Raw genomic sequence first — 15818 nt, forward strand, 5'->3', positions numbered from 1 at the left:
GCTTCTGCCTGCCGAAACAGGCTTCGATATCGTCTTGCGAGTGCCCACACAGATTGTCTGATAAATTGTTAAAGAGCAGTGCGTTAGCAACCCGTGGTTGGTAACGCGAGGTGCGCATATTACGCTTTCCTCATTCAGAGTCAACTACTAATTTCGTTGAATTTCTCTGTTCTCTTCGCCGGTCACTTAACTACTTGATTCGTTGTGTGCCGTCTCGATGGATGCGCATTATAGGGAGTCGAATTTTTTGCACAACTCTTTTCTCGCGTTTTTCTTCTGTTTGAATACTTTTCACTCCTTACGTGCAGATCTTGGCCGATCCGCGGTATTTTCATGGCGATCCCCACCGCCGATTGGTTGTAATTCCATCAACAAAGGCTAGTATTGCCGGTAAAATACTTTCTTATAAAGAGGCTATTATTATGTCCGATACTATTCGCGCTTATCTTCATTACTTACCTGCGCTAGGTGAACGCGTCATGATCGATAGATCCAGTGTGATCATTGGTAATGTTATTTTGGGTGATGATGTCAGTGTCTGGCCGTTGGTTGCCATTCGTGGTGATGTTAATCAGGTTAGCATTGGCGCACGTTCTAATATTCAAGACGGTAGCGTGTTACATGTTACCCATCACTCAGAACATAATCCCAAGGGGAACCCGCTGATTATTGGCGAAGATGTGACTGTCGGGCATAAAGCCATGCTCCACGGTTGCACTATTGGCAATCGGGTATTAGTGGGAATGGGCTCCATCGTGTTAGATGGTGCCATTGTAGAAGATGATGTGATGATTGGAGCGGGTAGTTTGGTTTCTCCTAGAAAAAAACTGGTTAGTGGCCACCTTTATATGGGCAGCCCAGCCAGACAAGTCCGCCCTTTAACGCCTGCTGAATTAGAAGGCCTGCTTTATTCTGCGGGTAACTATGTGCGCTGGAAAGATGACTATCTAGCAGAAACCAAATAGAGATTAATTTCTGATGCAGGGAATTAACCATATCTTCCCTGCATTATTCAGTGACTTTCTATTTACCTAACTCATCACGCAGCTGATTTAATACAGGAGTAATTTCAGGCATCACACTATGCCATAACTGAAAAGCATGCGCCGCCTGCCCCACCAGCATGCCCAAACCATCGGCATAGTTCGTCACCCCCAAGCACGCACTCCAGGCTAAAAACGGCGTAATATCAGCCTGATAGAACATATCGTAGCAACGGGTTTGTGGGCTAATAATATCCATAGGTAAGTTTGGTACTTCACCATAAATACCCGAGGCTGTCGCATTGATGATTAAATCAAACTGCTGCCCACTCAGATCTTGCATCTCGATAGCATCTATATCCCCTAAATGATGGAATACTTCTGCAAGTTGCTGTGCGCGAGCATAAGTCCGGTTAGTGATAACGACCTTACAGCCATAGGAAAGTAAAGGAAAGATCACGCCCCGAGCTGCCCCACCAGCCCCCACCAATAGGATACGGTCGGTTATTTGGATCAGATCCTGTCGCTCAAGATCACTGAGTAAACCAATGCCATCGGTGTTGTCACCCAACAAGCGCCCATCTTTTAATTGCTTAATGGTATTGACAGCACCGGTCAGTGACGCACGATCGGTCAATTCGTCGCACTTTGCATAAGCACGTTCTTTAAACGGTGTCGTTATGTTCGCCCCTATCGCTCCGTCCGCAAAAAAAGACATTAATGTCTCTTCAAAGGTTTCATTAGGAGCCAAAACCATACCGTAGCGATATTCAATGCCAGTTTGCTCAGCGAAGAGCGCATGGATCCTTGGTGACTTACTGTGCCCAATTGGGTTACCAAACACTGCAAACTTCTGATCCATGCTATTTCCTATCCTTGACGAAATTGTTTACCGGTTAAAGCATCTCTGATCTCTGATGGATTCAAACGCCCTCCAACCAAACCAGTGAATACGGGCAGTGAAACACCAAATTGCATTCTAACTTCTTCAGTTGTACGGCAAGGTTCTTGGCCACTTAAGTTGGCACTGGTTGAAACCAAAGGTTTGCCATACTCCGAGCAAAGCTGCTGTACAAGTGGGTGGTCACTGACTCTCACGGCTAATGAATCAAAGCTGCCCGTTAGCCAGCGTGGTGTTTCAGGGTGGGCAGGAATAACCCAAGTTACCGGCCCAGGCCAACAGGAAAAAATAGCCTCTCGCTGAGCATCACTTAGTGCCGCGTCATTCACATACGGTTTTAACTGTTCATAATTGGCGGCAATTAGAATCAGCCCTTTCTGCCATGGCCGCTGTTTTAATGCTAATAAAGCATTAACGGCCTTTTCACTATCAGGATCACAGCCCAACCCAAACACAGCCTCTGTCGGGTAGGCAATAACCTCTTCTTGTTGCAATGCCCGCAACACATCCGCCAAAACGGCACTATTCTCTGGCTTACTCACGTTGTTATTACTCACTGACTACTGCCTTCCCGCATAACTTGCTGGCGCAAAAACGTTTTACGCCTTGTGCTGTTTTCTTTTCCATTAACAATAGATAGTGGCAATAAACACACTCTCCAGTAATGGGTTGCTGATTAATTGTAAACTGGCAATCGGGATAACGATTGCAAGCATGGAAGACTTTTCCAAACCGAGATTTGCGCTGTAGCAATTTTCCTTGACCACACTGCGGGCAGTCTATTGATGTTTCATCTGGTTTATCAATAACTTCGGTATGATCACATTGCGGATATTGGCTACAGCCAATAAACATACCAAAACGCCCTTGCCGCAACACCATTTCTGAACCGCATTCAGGGCAATGTTGCCCTTCCAGAACTTTCACGATATGGCCGTCAGATTGCGCTTTCAGCGGGCGCATGTACTGGCAACCAGGATAATGTGAGCAACCAAGGAATGGGCCATGATCGCCGCTGCGTATGACTAACGCCGATCCACACTCCGGACACGACCCATTATCCTTAGCAGTAACTGTTTTTGTCATAACGCCTTCTATATAAAGTTATTTGCCAGTGATATTACCACTTAGTGTAAATAACCTTCATTGACTTCAAAAAGTAACTCTTCCATCTGCTGATAGGCGCTTTCATAACCCGGAATGTTAAACAGCACCATCAACACAACCCATTTGAGATCCTCTAGGTCAATCTCATTCGAGTCCAACGCCATAATGCGGTCGATAACCATCTCACGGGTATCAAGATGTAATACCTGAATTTGTTCAAGAAATAGGATAAAACCACGGCAAGTGGTATCCAAACGTTGGCACTCTTCCGCTGTGTAAATACGCAGTGCTTGTGGATCAGCAGCATAGAGATAAGGTGCTTTCTGCCCTTCTTGTAGATCGGCGAGAGCCTCTAACCAGTTCAGGGCGTTGTTGATATCCTCACGATAGAAACCTGCTTGTGCAAGATCGTCAGTAATCCTGTCTTGATCAACAAGCATTTCCGACTCGTTATGCATATAAGTTTCAAATAAGTAAATTAGAACGTCGAACATGGCCTGCCCTCCTTAATCGGACATAGCCGCCGGGTACAGCTGCGATCCACCCTGCTAACTCCAGTTCGAGCAATTTGCTAACGATATCTGGCACAGGTTGGCCGGCACGTTCGGCGACGACATCAACGGGTGTCACCTCATCTCCTACGTTAGCCAACACATCGGCAAATGGCAATTCAACTTGCTCCTCAGATGAAGAAATAATTACTTTATCGGGCAATGATATCCATTGCAGCGAACCGCCAACCTGTTCAGCAACCTCATGAGCAGATTTGGCCAAGTATGCCCCCTGCTGAATTAGCCAGTGAACCCCCTCACTGGTTGCGCTGCCGAGTGGCCCCGGAATTGCAAAAACATCTCGGCCTTGATCCATAGCATAGCGGGCAGTAATTAAAGAGCCACTTTTCATTGTTGCTTCAACAACTAACACTGCGGAACTTAATCCGCTGATAATACGGTTTCTTCGAGGAAAATGAGCGGCGATAGGTAATGCTGTTGTCAGAAACTCGGAGACTAAAGCCCCACCTTGATACTCAATTTCGCGCGCTAATTGACTGTGACGACGTGGGTATATGTACTCCAATCCACTACCTAATACAGCAATGGTTTTTCCTTTAGCATTCAGGGCCGCCTTATGGCAGATTCCGTCAATCCCCACAGCCAGACCACTGGTAATGACTAACCCAGTTTGAGCCAATTCTGAAGCGAAATATCGCCCCCACTGTTCGCCATAATGGCTAAAATGGCGGCTCCCCACCATAGCAATTTGTGGACGATAAAGGACATCAAGCTCACCGGAGGCAAAAATCACCAAGGGAGCAGCAGAAATATGGGCTAAACGCGGTGGATAGCTCGGCTCGCCATATGTGAGTAAGTAATGAGAGGGGTGTTCCAGCCAGGTCAGGGTGGCGTCAATATAATGGAGGTCGACCTGAGTAAATTGCTGACATTGCTGGGGATTTAACCCATAGGCGGCCAACCTCCCAAGGTGAACATCACCGCTGGCCAGTAACCGCCTTACCAAGGCGCTGCTTTTTATTGCCCCGAGCCCTTTGACGTAGCTCATCCTGAGCCATAATTCTGCCGCTAACATATCGCCTCCCTGGCATACTTCCTAAACTGACGCCGATTTGTTCAATTGGTAGACGATGCTGTCAATCATGGCCGGAAATGTCTAGAATAGAGATTGAATATCATTCACTACTCGGACGCAGATCTAGATATTTATGTCAGTATTACAAATATTACATTACCCAGACGAGCGGCTGCGCAAAATTGCAGCGCCGGTAAAAGAAGTCAATGGTGAAATCCAGCGTATTGTGGACGACATGTTCGAAACCATGTACGCAGAGGAAGGTATTGGCCTTGCTGCAACACAAGTGGATGTTCACCTGCAAATTATCGTCATCGATGTCTCGGAAAATCGTGACCAACGTTTAGTGTTGATTAACCCTGAACTGTTGGAAAAAAGCGGTGAAACCGGTATTGAAGAAGGTTGCTTATCCATTCCAGAGCAACGCGCGTTAGTTCCTCGGGCTGAAAAAGTCAAAATCAGGGCGCTGGATCGTGACGGTAAACCGTTCGAGCTAGCAGCTGATGACTTATTGGCAATTTGTATCCAGCATGAAATGGATCATTTGGTGGGCAAACTGTTTGTGGATTATTTATCTCCACTGAAACGTCAGCGTATCCGCCAGAAGCTGGAGAAAATGGCCAAGCTAAATGCTCGGGCCGACTAACCGATTCTAATACAGGAAACCAATTAATTGCAGGAAACCAATGTGTCTGACTCTTTGCGGATTATTTTTGCCGGAACTCCTGACTTTGCAGCGCGCCATTTAGGCGCGTTGTTGTCTTCTCAACATCAGATTGTGGCTGTTTTCACTCAACCTGACCGCCCGGCAGGCCGAGGAAATAAGCTTACCCCCAGCCCGGTGAAGGTATTAGCTGAACAACACAACATTCCCGTTTTTCAGCCAAAATCATTACGTCCGGAAGAAAATCAGCATTTAGTTGCCGATCTTAACGCGGATATTATGGTGGTGGTTGCTTATGGCTTGATTCTGCCAGCATCTGTTTTGGCCATGCCGCGATTAGGTTGTATTAATGTCCATGGTTCCCTGTTGCCGCGCTGGCGTGGCGCTGCTCCGATCCAACGCTCATTATGGGCCGGCGATGCAAAAACCGGTGTAACTATCATGCAAATGGATATCGGGCTGGATACCGGTGATATGTTGCATAAGATTGAGTGTGATATTCAGCCAGAAGACACCAGTGCGACACTGTACGATAAATTGGCGCAACTTGGCCCGCAGGGCTTATTAGTCACACTGCAACAATTGGCCGAAGGCCGTGCACAGCCCGAGGTACAGGACGAAGCGCAAGTTACCTATGCAGAAAAACTGAGCAAAGAGGAAGCCAAATTAGATTGGTCACTTTCTGCTGTTCAGTTAGAGCGCTGTATTCGCGCCTTTAATCCTTGGCCAGTCAGCTATTTCGTTGTTGATGAGCAGCCGATCAAAGTTTGGCAAGCACAAGTGCTCGCGACTGTTGATAATGTCTCACCTGGAACAATCATTCAGGCCGATAAGCATGGCATTCAAATTGCCACCGCTGATGGTGTTTTGAATATCACGCAACTGCAACCGGCTGGAAAGAAAGCGATGTCAGCAGCAGATTTGTTAAATTCGCGGCGCGAATGGTTTACTCCCGGTAACCCGTTAGCATAAAAGATCTATTTAATCATATACCCAACGGGTATAAGTTTCATCGCCCGATACTTCATCATCGGGCTACTTTCCCTTTATTTGCTGACGTTTGTCGGCTTTTTTGGTTATGAAAAACACATATAATCTCCGCAGCATCGCTGCCAAAGCAATTAGCCAGGTATTGGATCAGGGGCAATCGCTCAGTACCGTTTTACCTGGGCTACATAAAAATATTTCCGATAAAGATCGCGCATTGCTGCAGGAGTTGTGTTTTGGCACTTTGCGTGTTTTACCGCAGCTCGAATGGTGTATCAAGCAATTAATGGCACGCCCGATGACTGGCAAACAGCGCATTTTTCATTATTTGATTATGGTTGGACTTTATCAGCTGATATACACGCGCATTCCCCCTCATGCAGCGCTGGCGGAAACAGTTGAGGGGGCTACCGCACTGAAACGCCCCCAATTAAAAGGGCTTATTAATGGGGTACTGCGCCAATTCCAGCGCCAGCAAGTGGAATTATTAGAGCGAGCTGCAAATAACGAGAGTCACTATCTGCATCCAAGCTGGCTGCTGGCGCGGATTAAACACGCCTATCCGGATCAATGGCAGCAGATTGTGGATGCAAATAATCAAAAACCGCCAATGTGGCTGCGTGTAAGTCGGCTACATAATTCACGCAGTGAATACCTTGAGCTGTTGAAACAAGCCAATATTGATGCTCTGCCTCATGATTTTTATCCTGATGCTGTTCGCCTTATTACACCTTGTGCTGTTGGTGCTCTCCCCGGCTTTGAACTCGGCTGGGTAACAGTGCAAGATGCATCAGCACAAGGCTGTGTTGATCTGCTTGATCCGCAAAATGGTGAACAGATCCTCGATTTGTGTGCCGCACCAGGTGGTAAAACAACTCATATATTGGAAGCAGCGCCAAAGGCCCATGTATTAGCTATCGATATAGATGAACAGCGTCTCAGCCGAGTTAAAGAGAACTTACAACGTCTGAAATTACATGCGGACGTGCGAGTTGGTGATGGCCGAACCCCGGATGAATGGTGCGGTGAACAGCAATTCGACCGAATTCTGTTAGATGCCCCTTGCTCAGCAACCGGGGTTATTCGCCGGCATCCCGATATCAAATGGTTGCGCCGAGACAGCGATATTACCGATCTGGCCCAACTTCAATCTGAGATACTTGAAGCTATCTGGCCTAAACTAAAGCAAGGTGGCGTAATGGTTTATGCTACCTGCTCTATATTGCCAGAAGAGAATCAGCAGCAGATAGCCGCTTTCCTGCAACGGCACAGTGAAGCAGAATTGGTCGAAACCGGTACAACTTCAGCGCCCGGTAGACAAAACCTGCCACATCCTGAGGATGGCGATGGTTTTTATTATGCAAAGTTGATCAAAAAATAGTCGTGGCCTTTGCTGCCTCAAACCTAATTTCAGTGTGAAACAGAGAGCGCTATGAAAATAATTATTCTTGGGGCGGGGCAAGTGGGCGGTACCCTGGCAGAAAATCTGGTGGGTGAGAACAATGACATCACGGTCGTTGATGTCGACTCTGGTCGGCTACGCCAGCTACAAGATAAATTTGATCTTCGAGTCGTGCAAGGGCATGGGTCGCACCCGCGTATTTTGCGGGAAGCTGGGGCAGAAGATGCCGATATGTTGGTGGCAGTGACTAACTCCGATGAAACTAATATGGTTGCCTGCCAAATCGCTTACTCGCTATTTAACACACCAAATCGCATCGCTCGCATTCGTTCAGCTGAGTATATTCGTGAAGCAGATAAACTCTTTCTACCGGAAGCGGTTCCTATTGACCATTTAATATCACCGGAACAGTTAGTTATAGATTACATCTATAAACTCATTGAATACCCGGGGGCTTTGCAGGTGGTGAATTTTGCTGAAGGTAAAGTCAGTATTGCGGCGGTCAAAGCCTATTATGGCGGGCCATTAGTCGGGAATGCATTATCATCTTTACGTGAACATATGCCGCATATTGATACCAGAGTCGCGGCAATATTTCGTCAAGACCGGCCAATTCGCCCGCAGGGTTCGACAATTATTGAAGCGGGTGATGAAGTCTTCTTTGTTGCTGCCTCGCAGCATATCCGGGCTGTAATGAGTGAATTGCAACGGCTGGAAAAACCTTATAAGCGCATCATGATTGTTGGTGGTGGGAATGTAGGGGCGGGCTTAGCGTTACGGTTGGAAAAAGATTACAGCGTAAAGTTAATCGAACGCGACCAGCAACGTGCGGCCGAATTAGCAGAAATGCTGCACGATACTATCGTATTTTATGGTGACGCATCAGATCAGGAATTGTTAGCAGAAGAACATATTGAACAGGTTGATGTTTTTATCGCCATTACCAATGATGATGAAGCAAATATTATGTCAGCTATGTTGGCAAAACGCATGGGAGCTAAAAAGGCAATGGTATTAATCCAGCGCAGTGCCTATGTCGATCTGGTTCAGGGAAGTGTTATTGATATTGTTATATCGCCACAACAAGCTACTATTTCCGCGTTATTAGGTCATGTCCGCAAAGCCGATATTGTCAGTGTATCGTCATTAAGACGAGGTGTTGCTGAAGCAATAGAAGCCATTGCCCACGGCGATGAAACAACATCAAAAGTGGTAGGCCGAATGGTTGAAGATATAAAGCTGCCGCCGGGTACAACTATTGGGGCAATTGTTCGTGGTGACGAAGTCATTATTGCGAATGGTAACTCCATTATTAAACAGGGCGATCATGTAATAATGTTTATTACTCACAAAAAATTCGTCCCTGATGTGGAGCGGCTGTTCCAGCCAAGTCCATTCTTCTTGTAATAAATGGTGATTAAATTAAAACTATTCCCATTGATAATGGAAAAATTTTCCTATAATTATGGCTGTATCCAGTTTTATTTAGCTAAGATTAAGTAGTTCATTTTAAAGGGGGTGTTAGTTATGAGTTTTATGAAGGAATTTCGTGAATTTGCCATGCGTGGCAATGTGGTCGACTTGGCTGTCGGGGTAATTATTGGGGCTGCATTTGGTAGAATTGTTTCCTCACTTGTTGCCGATATCATTATGCCACCATTAGGTTTATTGCTCGGTGGGGTCGATTTCAAACAATTCCATTTCGTATTACGTGCTGCCGAAGGAACTATACCTGCTGTTGTAATGAATTATGGTAGTTTTATTCAAAGCGTCTTTGATTTCGTCATTGTGGCACTCGCTATTTTCTCAGCCGTTAAACTAATGAATAAACTACGCCGTGAAAAAGCGGAAGAGCCTGCGGCACCGCCAGCACCAACAACAGAAGAAAAACTGCTCGCTGAAATTCGTGACTTACTAAAAGCACAACAACCAAAATAATTTCAGCTTTATTAAATGTAGAAAGCCATCAAATTGATGGCTTTTTTATTGCGTTGAAATCAAGAAGGTCAGTGGTAATAAATCTATTGATTGCTTACCACTGGCCTCCCAGTTACCGCCTTTACCGTGTTTTTCTTTACGCTGGTAGCTCCCTTTACCTTTAGCATTCTTCTCAATACGTTGCCTGAATAGTGGATCATGGAGCAGGGCTTCCAGCGCATTGTCTTTAATTTTCCCTTTTGTATGCCGATATGTCGTCATAGTAGTATCTCACTAATGAAATGTTGATTAAAAAACCCACGAATAATACTGTCTGTAGATACGGATTAAAACCCACCTTCTAAAAAAATTAGTCCCTCGCTAACTCTTCAGTTGCTCCTTGCTCCAGTGCCTCCAAAATTGAGCAATAAGTCGTGGCGTGCGTACTACCACAACATGCATTACTAAGCCGTTTTAAAGACTCCCGCATCTTTTTCAACTCAGTGATCTTGCTTTCCACATCATGTAACCGAGAATCTACAATTGCTTTAGACTCTTGGCAGGTGTGGTGCTCAGGATCGACACGGATCGATAATAACTCAGCAATTGTCTCTAATGTAAAACCAAGCTGCTTTGCATAACGAATAAAACGTAAACGCTGCAAATCTTGTTCAGTGTAAAGTCTGTAGCCACCTTCCGTGCGTTCACCATGCTCCATCATCCCTTGTTTTTCATAATAGCGGATAGTATCGGGTGTAACATCTGCAAGTTTAGCGAGCTGGCCTATCTTTAACATTTATTATTCCTCTTTGGACAATTTATCTGTCACTTTACCTTGATATTCGCTATGCAAGAAATCAGCACTAAAGCCTGCTTGTTTTAATTTTAACTCCAATAAAACCAATCTCTTATGTAAACCTGAGTAGTCATTATGACGAGTATCGAACTGTGACAACAGAGCCGTGATAGTCAATGCTTCCTGTCTATCCTGTAATTCTGGAGGGAGATATCCGGCATTCTTCAATAATCTATAGCCGACTCTAAGTTCAGGAGGAACAAAGGTGTCATTATCAAGCAATAAGGGTTTGCCATTTCCCGAAAGATTATCCAGTTCTCCATTCTCTTGAGCATTAATAATGTGTCTTTCAGCCCATTCGTCGACTAATCCCATATACCCTCCAATCAGCCCCATAAAATGGAGTGCTAGTTAAGATTAATGGATTGGCAGATAAATAATAAGTGGCAAGGTGCAAAGAGATGAAGGATGGAAACCATGTTGCTGAATTTTGGACGTAAAAAAACCGGGCAAGCCCGGTTTTTTTACGCGTTTACAGATTACTCTGCAGCAACTACTTCTGCTTGCGATGCAGCACGATCAACTAACTCGATGTAAGCCATCGGTGCGTTGTCGCCTGCACGGAAGCCACACTTCAGAATGCGAGTGTAACCACCGGCGCGGCTCGCGAAACGCGGGCCTAGCTCGTTAAACAGTTTTGCCACGATCTCGTTATCACGAGTGCGGGCGAATGCCAGACGACGATTAGCTACGCTGTCGGTCTTGGCAAGAGTAATCAGCGGCTCAACAACGCGACGCAGCTCTTTCGCTTTCGGCAGGGTCGTCTTGATTATCTCATGACGAACCAAAGAGCCGGCCATGTTACGGAACATAGCCTGGCGATGGCTGCTGTTACGGTTCAGTTGACGACCACTCTTACGATGGCGCATGACCTTATCCTTCTCAGTAAAACCTTAACCTGTGATCCGGTTACTCGTTATCAGCAATGCTAGCCGGCGGCCAATTTTCTAGGCGCATGCCTAAAGAAAGACCACGTGATGCAAGCACGTCTTTAATCTCAGTAAGAGATTTTTTACCCAGGTTAGGCGTTTTCAGCAACTCAACCTCGGTACGCTGTACCAGATCACCGATGTAGTGGATAGCTTCTGCCTTGAGGCAGTTAGCAGAGCGGACAGTCAATTCCAGATCGTCAACAGGGCGCAGCAGGATCGGATCAAACTCTGGCTTCTCTTCTTTAACTTCCGGCTGACGTACATCACGTAGGTCAACGAAAGCTTCAAGCTGTTCAGCCAAGATAGTTGCCGCACGGCGGATCGCCTCTTCAGGATCGATCGTACCATTGGTTTCCATCTCGATAACCAACTTGTCCAGGTCGGTACGCTGTTCTACACGCGCTGCTTCAACATTGTAGGCAATTCGCTCTACAGGGCTATAGCATGCGTCTACTAACAGACGACCAATCGGGCGCTCATCTTCTTCCGAATGAATTCGGGCAGAAGCCGGCACATAACCACGACCACGTTGAACTTTGATACGCATGCTAATAGATGCGTTTTCATCGGTCAGGTGGCAGATAACGTGCTGCGGCTTGACGATTTCGACATCACCATCATGGGTGATATCGGCTGCAGTCACAGGGCCAATGCCAGATTTATTCAGGGTAAGAATAACTTCATCTTTACCCTGAACTCTCACCGCCAGCCCTTTCAGGTTGAGCAGGATCTCCAGGATATCTTCCTGTACGCCTTCTTTGGTGCTGTACTCATGTAGTACACCATCAATCTCAACCTCGGTCACAGCGCAACCCGGCATAGATGAAAGCAGAATACGGCGCAGTGCGTTGCCGAGAGTATGGCCAAAGCCACGCTCTAACGGCTCAAGGGTCACCTTGGCATGCGTCGAACTGACTTGCTCGATATCTACCAGGCGCGGTTTTAGAAACTCTGTCACAGAACCCTGCATTGTGTCCTCTCTTTGGTACTAAGCTTTACTTGGAGTAAAGCTCGACGATCAGGTGTTCGTTAATGTCCGCAGACAGATCAGTACGTTCAGGAATACGTTTGAACACACCTTCCATCTTGACAGCATCAACTTCCAGCCAAGTCGGCTTTTCACGCTGCTCAGCCAGCTCCAAAGCTGCCTTAACACGAGACTGCTTTTTAGCTTTCTCACGGATGCTGACTACGTCATTCGGAGATACCTGATAAGAAGCGATGTTAACAACGCGACCATTTACCATGATAGCTTTATGACTAACCAGCTGACGTGATTCAGCACGAGTTGCGCCAAAGCCCATACGGTAAACTACGTTATCCAGACGGCCTTCCAGCAATTGCAACAGGTTTGCACCGGTGTTGCCTTTCAGACGTGCTGCTTCTTTATAGTAGTTACGGAATTGACGTTCTAGAACACCATAGATACGGCGAACTTTTTGTTTTTCACGTAACTGCACACCGTAGTCAGACAGACGCGGTTTACGCGCACCGTGCTGGCCAGGTGGTTGTTCAATCTTACACTTGGTGTCAATCGCGCGAACGCCAGACTTAAGGAACAGGTCTGTGCCCTCACGACGGCTCAGCTTGAGCTTAGGACCCAAATATCTTGCCATTTTCTCTCTCCAACAAACCTAAAAGCAGCGTTATACGCGGCGCTTTTTCGGCGGACGACAACCGTTATGAGGGATCGGAGTCACATCAGTAATATTAGTGATGCGAAAACCAGCCGCGTTTAACGCACGGATAGTAGACTCACGGCCCGGACCAGGTCCTTTAACCATAACTTCCAGATTCTTGATACCGTATTCTTTCACTGCGTCAGCGCAGCGCTCTGCTGCAACTTGCGCTGCAAACGGAGTAGACTTACGAGATCCACGGAAACCGGAACCACCTGCTGTTGCCCAACCCAATGCGTTACCTTGACGATCTGTAATGGTAACGATGGTGTTGTTGAAAGAAGCATGGATATGAGCCACACCGTCAGAGACTGTCTTTCTTACACGCTTGCGTGCACGAATAGGTGCCTTTGCCATTATTCAATCACCCCGATTATTTCTTGATCGGTTTACGCGGACCCTTACGGGTACGTGCGTTGGTCTTAGTACGCTGACCGCGAACTGGTAGACCACGACGATGACGCAAACCACGATAAGTCCCAAGGTCCATCAGACGCTTGATGCTCAGGGTCACCTCACGACGCAGATCACCTTCTACAACGTACTTGGCAACTTCGTCACGCAGCTTCTCGATTTGCTCTTCAGACAGCTCACTGATCTTAACATTTTCAGCAATACCCGCAGCAACACAGATAGCCTGTGAACGGGTCTTACCGATGCCGAAGATCGCTGTTAAAGCGATAACGGTATGTTTCTGATCAGGAATGTTAATGCCTGCTATACGGGCCACTATGCACTCCTACTATTTTATACAGCAATACCATTCTGAAAAGCCCGTTTTCAGGATACTCAAATAGCATTGCAGTCACATACAAAAGATTGGCTGGCTAATCTAGCCAGCTCAACCCAACTTTGCAAGAAAAATATGCAAGATAAATCAGCCTTGACGCTGTTTATGCTTTGGTTCGGCACTGCAGATTACGCGAACGACACCGTTACGCTTAACAATTTTGCAGTTACGACATAATTTCTTGACGGAAGCACGAACTTTCATTTTTACTCTCCGTAACTTCTCAAACATCCCTGAATTAGCGGTTATAGCCTTTCAGGTTTGCTTTCTTCAATGCAGACTCGTACTGACTAGACATCATCAGAGTTTGCACTTGAGCCATAAAGTCCATGATGACCACCACTACGATAAGTAGGGAGGTACCACCAAAGTAAAATGGTACTTTCATCGCGTCACGCATGAACTCCGGGATCAGGCAGATGAAAGTAATATACATCGCACCAATTAAGGTTAGACGCGTCATTACTTTATCGATGTACTTCGCCGTTTGCTCTCCCGGACGAATTCCTGGCACGAATGCACCGGACTTCTTCAGGTTATCTGCTGTTTCACGTGGGTTAAACACCAACGCCGTGTAGAAGAAACAGAAGAAGATGATTGCAGACGCATAGAGTAACACATAAAGCGGCTGTCCCGGCTGCAAATACATCGAAATAGTCGTCAGCCAGTTCCAGCCTGTTCCACCCCCGAACCATGATGCAATCGTGGCAGGGAACAGAATTATGCTGGAAGCAAAGATTGCAGGGATAACCCCAGCCATATTCACTTTCAACGGTAAATGTGTGCTCTGTGCTGCATAAACACGACGACCTTGTTGACGTTTAGCATAGTTAACGACGATACGACGTTGACCACGTTCAATGAAAACAACGAAGAAGGTTACTGCAAACACTAATACTGCAACCAACAGCAACAGGAGGAAGTGCAGGTCGCCTTGCCGAGCTTGCTCGATGGTATGGGCTATTGCAGGTGGAAGACCGGCAACAATACCAGCAAAGATTATGATTGAAATACCGTTACCGATACCACGCTCAGTAATCTGTTCGCCAAGCCACATTAGGAACATCGTCCCTGTGACCAAGCTAACAACAGCGGTAAAATAGAAGGCAAAGCCTGGATTGATTACCAGACCTTGCATCCCAGGCATATTCGGCAGACCGGTAGCAATACCGATCGATTGGAATATAGCCAATACCAACGTGCCATAGCGGGTGTACTGACTAATCTTACGACGGCCAGCCTCCCCTTCTTTCTTTATTTCTGCCAACGCTGGATGAACCACCGTTAGCAGTTGGATAATAATCGATGCCGAAATATACGGCATGATACCCAAGGCAAAGATAGAAGCACGACTGAGAGCACCACCAGAGAACATGTTAAACATTTCAATGATGGTCCCTCTCTGCTGCTCGAGCAATTTAGCAAGCACAGTGGCATCGATACCAGGAATCGGAATAAAAGAGCCGATACGGAAAACAATAAGCGCACCGATAACAAACAAAAGTCTGCGCTTCAGTTCGCCTAATCCGCCTTTAGCACTTTGAAAATCTAATCCTGGTTGCTTAGCCATCTGCTACTTATTCCTCAATTTTACCGCCAGCAGCTTCGATAGCAGCACGAGCGCCTTTGGTGACACGCAGACCACGAAGAGTTACCGCACGAGTGATTTCGCCTGAAAGCATAACTTTCGCGAACTCAATCTGGGTACCAACAACGTTAGCGGCTTTCAGCGTGTTCAGGTCGATTACGTCGCCTTCCACTAAAGCCAGTTCAGACAGACGAACTTCTGCCGTGATCATAGCTTTGCGAGAGGTGAAGCCGAATTTCGGCAAACGACGATATAAAGGCATCTGACCACCTTCAAAACCACGACGTACGCCACCACCAGAACGTGAGTTCTGACCTTTGTGACCACGACCAGCAGTTTTACCCAGGCCAGAACCGATACCACGACCTACACGCTTCGGCGCATGCTTGGCACCTTCAGCCGGAGACAGAGTATTTAAACGCATC

22 protein-coding genes are annotated in these 15818 nt (G+C 46.6%); 6 read left to right on the forward strand and 16 right to left on the reverse strand.

Annotated features, from left to right (window positions below; genetic code table 11):
• Positions 1–422: 422 nt before the first annotated feature.
• Positions 423–965 carry a gamma carbonic anhydrase family protein gene (locus FTA91_RS18850; RefSeq protein WP_050116253.1) on the forward strand — a complete coding sequence of 181 codons (543 nt, stop codon included), beginning with the start codon at positions 423–425 and terminating at the stop codon, positions 963–965.
• A gap of 58 nt (positions 966–1023) precedes the next feature.
• Here FTA91_RS18850 and aroE read toward each other — a convergent pair whose 3' ends face one another.
• Genes aroE through dprA form a run of 5 tightly spaced genes read right to left on the reverse strand, consistent with a single transcriptional unit; the run spans position 1024 to position 4578 of the window.
• A complete protein-coding gene (gene aroE, locus FTA91_RS18855; RefSeq protein WP_145583764.1) occupies positions 1024–1845 on the reverse strand; it encodes a shikimate dehydrogenase in 822 nt (273 codons plus the stop codon).
• Between the two features lie 8 nt (positions 1846–1853).
• Positions 1854–2426 (reverse strand): L-threonylcarbamoyladenylate synthase type 1 TsaC, encoded by a 573-nt coding sequence (gene tsaC, locus FTA91_RS18860; protein WP_050116261.1) that lies wholly within the window; start codon positions 2424–2426, stop codon positions 1854–1856.
• Positions 2427–2433: 7 nt separating this feature from the next.
• Positions 2434–2970 (reverse strand): DNA topoisomerase family protein, encoded by a 537-nt coding sequence (locus FTA91_RS18865; RefSeq protein WP_050116251.1) that lies wholly within the window; start codon positions 2968–2970, stop codon positions 2434–2436.
• 41 nt (positions 2971–3011) lie between these two features.
• Complete coding sequence (locus FTA91_RS18870) at positions 3012–3485, reverse strand: DUF494 family protein (RefSeq protein WP_050116249.1); 474 nt, start codon at positions 3483–3485, stop codon at positions 3012–3014.
• Positions 3457–4578 carry a DNA-protecting protein DprA gene (gene dprA, locus FTA91_RS18875; RefSeq protein ID WP_050116247.1) on the reverse strand — a complete coding sequence of 374 codons (1122 nt, stop codon included), beginning with the start codon at positions 4576–4578 and terminating at the stop codon, positions 3457–3459. The genes FTA91_RS18870 and dprA overlap by 29 nt, the downstream gene beginning before the upstream one ends.
• Positions 4579–4711: 133 nt before the next feature.
• Between dprA and def the strand changes: the two genes are divergently transcribed.
• From def to mscL, 5 genes are all read left to right on the forward strand, one after another.
• The gene (def, locus tag FTA91_RS18880; protein WP_050116245.1) at positions 4712–5224 is read left to right on the forward strand and encodes a peptide deformylase; all 513 of its coding nucleotides are present in this window, start codon (positions 4712–4714) and stop codon (positions 5222–5224) included.
• Positions 5225–5266: 42 nt separating this feature from the next.
• Positions 5267–6214 (forward strand): methionyl-tRNA formyltransferase, encoded by a 948-nt coding sequence (fmt, locus tag FTA91_RS18885; protein WP_050116259.1) that lies wholly within the window; start codon positions 5267–5269, stop codon positions 6212–6214.
• A gap of 106 nt (positions 6215–6320) precedes the next feature.
• On the forward strand, positions 6321–7610 hold the full coding sequence (gene rsmB / locus FTA91_RS18890; protein WP_050116244.1) for a 16S rRNA (cytosine(967)-C(5))-methyltransferase RsmB: 1290 nt from the start codon (positions 6321–6323) through the stop codon (positions 7608–7610).
• Between the two features lie 51 nt (positions 7611–7661).
• Positions 7662–9038, forward strand: a complete 1377-nt coding sequence (trkA, locus tag FTA91_RS18895) for a Trk system potassium transporter TrkA (RefSeq protein WP_004391403.1) — start codon at positions 7662–7664, stop codon at positions 9036–9038.
• Positions 9039–9158: 120 nt separating this feature from the next.
• Positions 9159–9569, forward strand: a complete 411-nt coding sequence (mscL, locus tag FTA91_RS18900; RefSeq protein WP_004391404.1) for a large-conductance mechanosensitive channel protein MscL — start codon at positions 9159–9161, stop codon at positions 9567–9569.
• Positions 9570–9614: 45 nt separating this feature from the next.
• On the opposite strand, the gene FTA91_RS18905 is transcribed toward mscL, so the two are convergent.
• The 11 genes from FTA91_RS18905 to rplO all read right to left on the reverse strand — a co-directional run bounded on the left by FTA91_RS18905 (position 9615) and on the right by rplO (position 15817).
• Positions 9615–9830, reverse strand: a complete 216-nt coding sequence (locus tag FTA91_RS18905) for an alternative ribosome-rescue factor A (protein WP_050116242.1) — start codon at positions 9828–9830, stop codon at positions 9615–9617.
• 88 nt (positions 9831–9918) lie between these two features.
• Positions 9919–10344 carry a Zn(2+)-responsive transcriptional regulator gene (gene zntR / locus FTA91_RS18910; protein WP_004391406.1) on the reverse strand — a complete coding sequence of 142 codons (426 nt, stop codon included), beginning with the start codon at positions 10342–10344 and terminating at the stop codon, positions 9919–9921.
• Positions 10345–10347: 3 nt separating this feature from the next.
• The gene (locus tag FTA91_RS18915) at positions 10348–10719 is read right to left on the reverse strand and encodes a DnaJ family domain-containing protein (RefSeq protein ID WP_145535900.1); all 372 of its coding nucleotides are present in this window, start codon (positions 10717–10719) and stop codon (positions 10348–10350) included.
• A gap of 164 nt (positions 10720–10883) precedes the next feature.
• Entirely contained in the window at positions 10884–11273 is a 390-nt protein-coding gene (gene rplQ, locus FTA91_RS18920) for a 50S ribosomal protein L17 (RefSeq protein ID WP_004391407.1), read from the reverse strand.
• A gap of 40 nt (positions 11274–11313) precedes the next feature.
• Positions 11314–12306, reverse strand: coding sequence for a DNA-directed RNA polymerase subunit alpha (locus FTA91_RS18925; protein ID WP_004709232.1), 993 nt, complete (start codon positions 12304–12306; stop codon positions 11314–11316).
• A gap of 25 nt (positions 12307–12331) precedes the next feature.
• Positions 12332–12952, reverse strand: a complete 621-nt coding sequence (gene rpsD / locus FTA91_RS18930; protein ID WP_002218949.1) for a 30S ribosomal protein S4 — start codon at positions 12950–12952, stop codon at positions 12332–12334.
• A gap of 30 nt (positions 12953–12982) precedes the next feature.
• Entirely contained in the window at positions 12983–13372 is a 390-nt protein-coding gene (gene rpsK / locus FTA91_RS18935; protein WP_004709234.1) for a 30S ribosomal protein S11, read from the reverse strand.
• Between the two features lie 16 nt (positions 13373–13388).
• On the reverse strand, positions 13389–13745 hold the full coding sequence (gene rpsM / locus FTA91_RS18940) for a 30S ribosomal protein S13 (RefSeq protein WP_004391410.1): 357 nt from the start codon (positions 13743–13745) through the stop codon (positions 13389–13391).
• Between the two features lie 147 nt (positions 13746–13892).
• Complete coding sequence (gene rpmJ / locus FTA91_RS18945; RefSeq protein ID WP_002227352.1) at positions 13893–14009, reverse strand: 50S ribosomal protein L36; 117 nt, start codon at positions 14007–14009, stop codon at positions 13893–13895.
• 34 nt (positions 14010–14043) lie between these two features.
• On the reverse strand, positions 14044–15375 hold the full coding sequence (gene secY / locus FTA91_RS18950; RefSeq protein ID WP_002213344.1) for a preprotein translocase subunit SecY: 1332 nt from the start codon (positions 15373–15375) through the stop codon (positions 14044–14046).
• 7 nt (positions 15376–15382) lie between these two features.
• Positions 15383–15817: a 50S ribosomal protein L15 gene (gene rplO, locus FTA91_RS18955; protein WP_004391411.1), complete on the reverse strand. Its 435-nt coding sequence runs from the start codon at positions 15815–15817 to the stop codon at positions 15383–15385.
• Position 15818 lies beyond the last annotated feature (1 nt).

It is taken from the genome of Yersinia thracica, assembly GCF_902170565.1.
Taxonomy (GTDB): domain Bacteria; phylum Pseudomonadota; class Gammaproteobacteria; order Enterobacterales; family Enterobacteriaceae; genus Yersinia; species Yersinia thracica.

Bases quoted from the DNA above. Each gene is read 5' to 3' on its own strand.
- FTA91_RS18850 (WP_050116253.1), top strand. From the start codon at position 423: ATGTCCGATACTATTCGCGCTTATCTTCATTACTTACCTGCGCTAGGT.
- aroE (WP_145583764.1), bottom strand. From the start codon at position 1,845: ATGGATCAGAAGTTTGCAGTGTTTGGTAACCCAATTGGGCACAGTAAG.
- FTA91_RS18865 (WP_050116251.1), bottom strand. From the start codon at position 2,970: ATGACAAAAACAGTTACTGCTAAGGATAATGGGTCGTGTCCGGAGTGT.
- FTA91_RS18870 (WP_050116249.1), bottom strand. From the start codon at position 3,485: ATGTTCGACGTTCTAATTTACTTATTTGAAACTTATATGCATAACGAG.
- dprA (WP_050116247.1), bottom strand. From the start codon at position 4,578: ATGTTAGCGGCAGAATTATGGCTCAGGATGAGCTACGTCAAAGGGCTC.
- def (WP_050116245.1), top strand. From the start codon at position 4,712: ATGTCAGTATTACAAATATTACATTACCCAGACGAGCGGCTGCGCAAA.
- rsmB (WP_050116244.1), top strand. From the start codon at position 6,321: ATGAAAAACACATATAATCTCCGCAGCATCGCTGCCAAAGCAATTAGC.
- trkA (WP_004391403.1), top strand. From the start codon at position 7,662: ATGAAAATAATTATTCTTGGGGCGGGGCAAGTGGGCGGTACCCTGGCA.
- mscL (WP_004391404.1), top strand. From the start codon at position 9,159: ATGAGTTTTATGAAGGAATTTCGTGAATTTGCCATGCGTGGCAATGTG.
- FTA91_RS18905 (WP_050116242.1), bottom strand. From the start codon at position 9,830: ATGACGACATATCGGCATACAAAAGGGAAAATTAAAGACAATGCGCTG.
- zntR (WP_004391406.1), bottom strand. From the start codon at position 10,344: ATGTTAAAGATAGGCCAGCTCGCTAAACTTGCAGATGTTACACCCGAT.
- FTA91_RS18915 (WP_145535900.1), bottom strand. From the start codon at position 10,719: ATGGGATTAGTCGACGAATGGGCTGAAAGACACATTATTAATGCTCAA.
- rplQ (WP_004391407.1), bottom strand. From the start codon at position 11,273: ATGCGCCATCGTAAGAGTGGTCGTCAACTGAACCGTAACAGCAGCCAT.
- FTA91_RS18925 (WP_004709232.1), bottom strand. From the start codon at position 12,306: ATGCAGGGTTCTGTGACAGAGTTTCTAAAACCGCGCCTGGTAGATATC.
- rpsD (WP_002218949.1), bottom strand. From the start codon at position 12,952: ATGGCAAGATATTTGGGTCCTAAGCTCAAGCTGAGCCGTCGTGAGGGC.
- rpsK (WP_004709234.1), bottom strand. From the start codon at position 13,372: ATGGCAAAGGCACCTATTCGTGCACGCAAGCGTGTAAGAAAGACAGTC.
- rpmJ (WP_002227352.1), bottom strand. From the start codon at position 14,009: ATGAAAGTTCGTGCTTCCGTCAAGAAATTATGTCGTAACTGCAAAATT.
- secY (WP_002213344.1), bottom strand. From the start codon at position 15,375: ATGGCTAAGCAACCAGGATTAGATTTTCAAAGTGCTAAAGGCGGATTA.
- rplO (WP_004391411.1), bottom strand. From the start codon at position 15,817: ATGCGTTTAAATACTCTGTCTCCGGCTGAAGGTGCCAAGCATGCGCCG.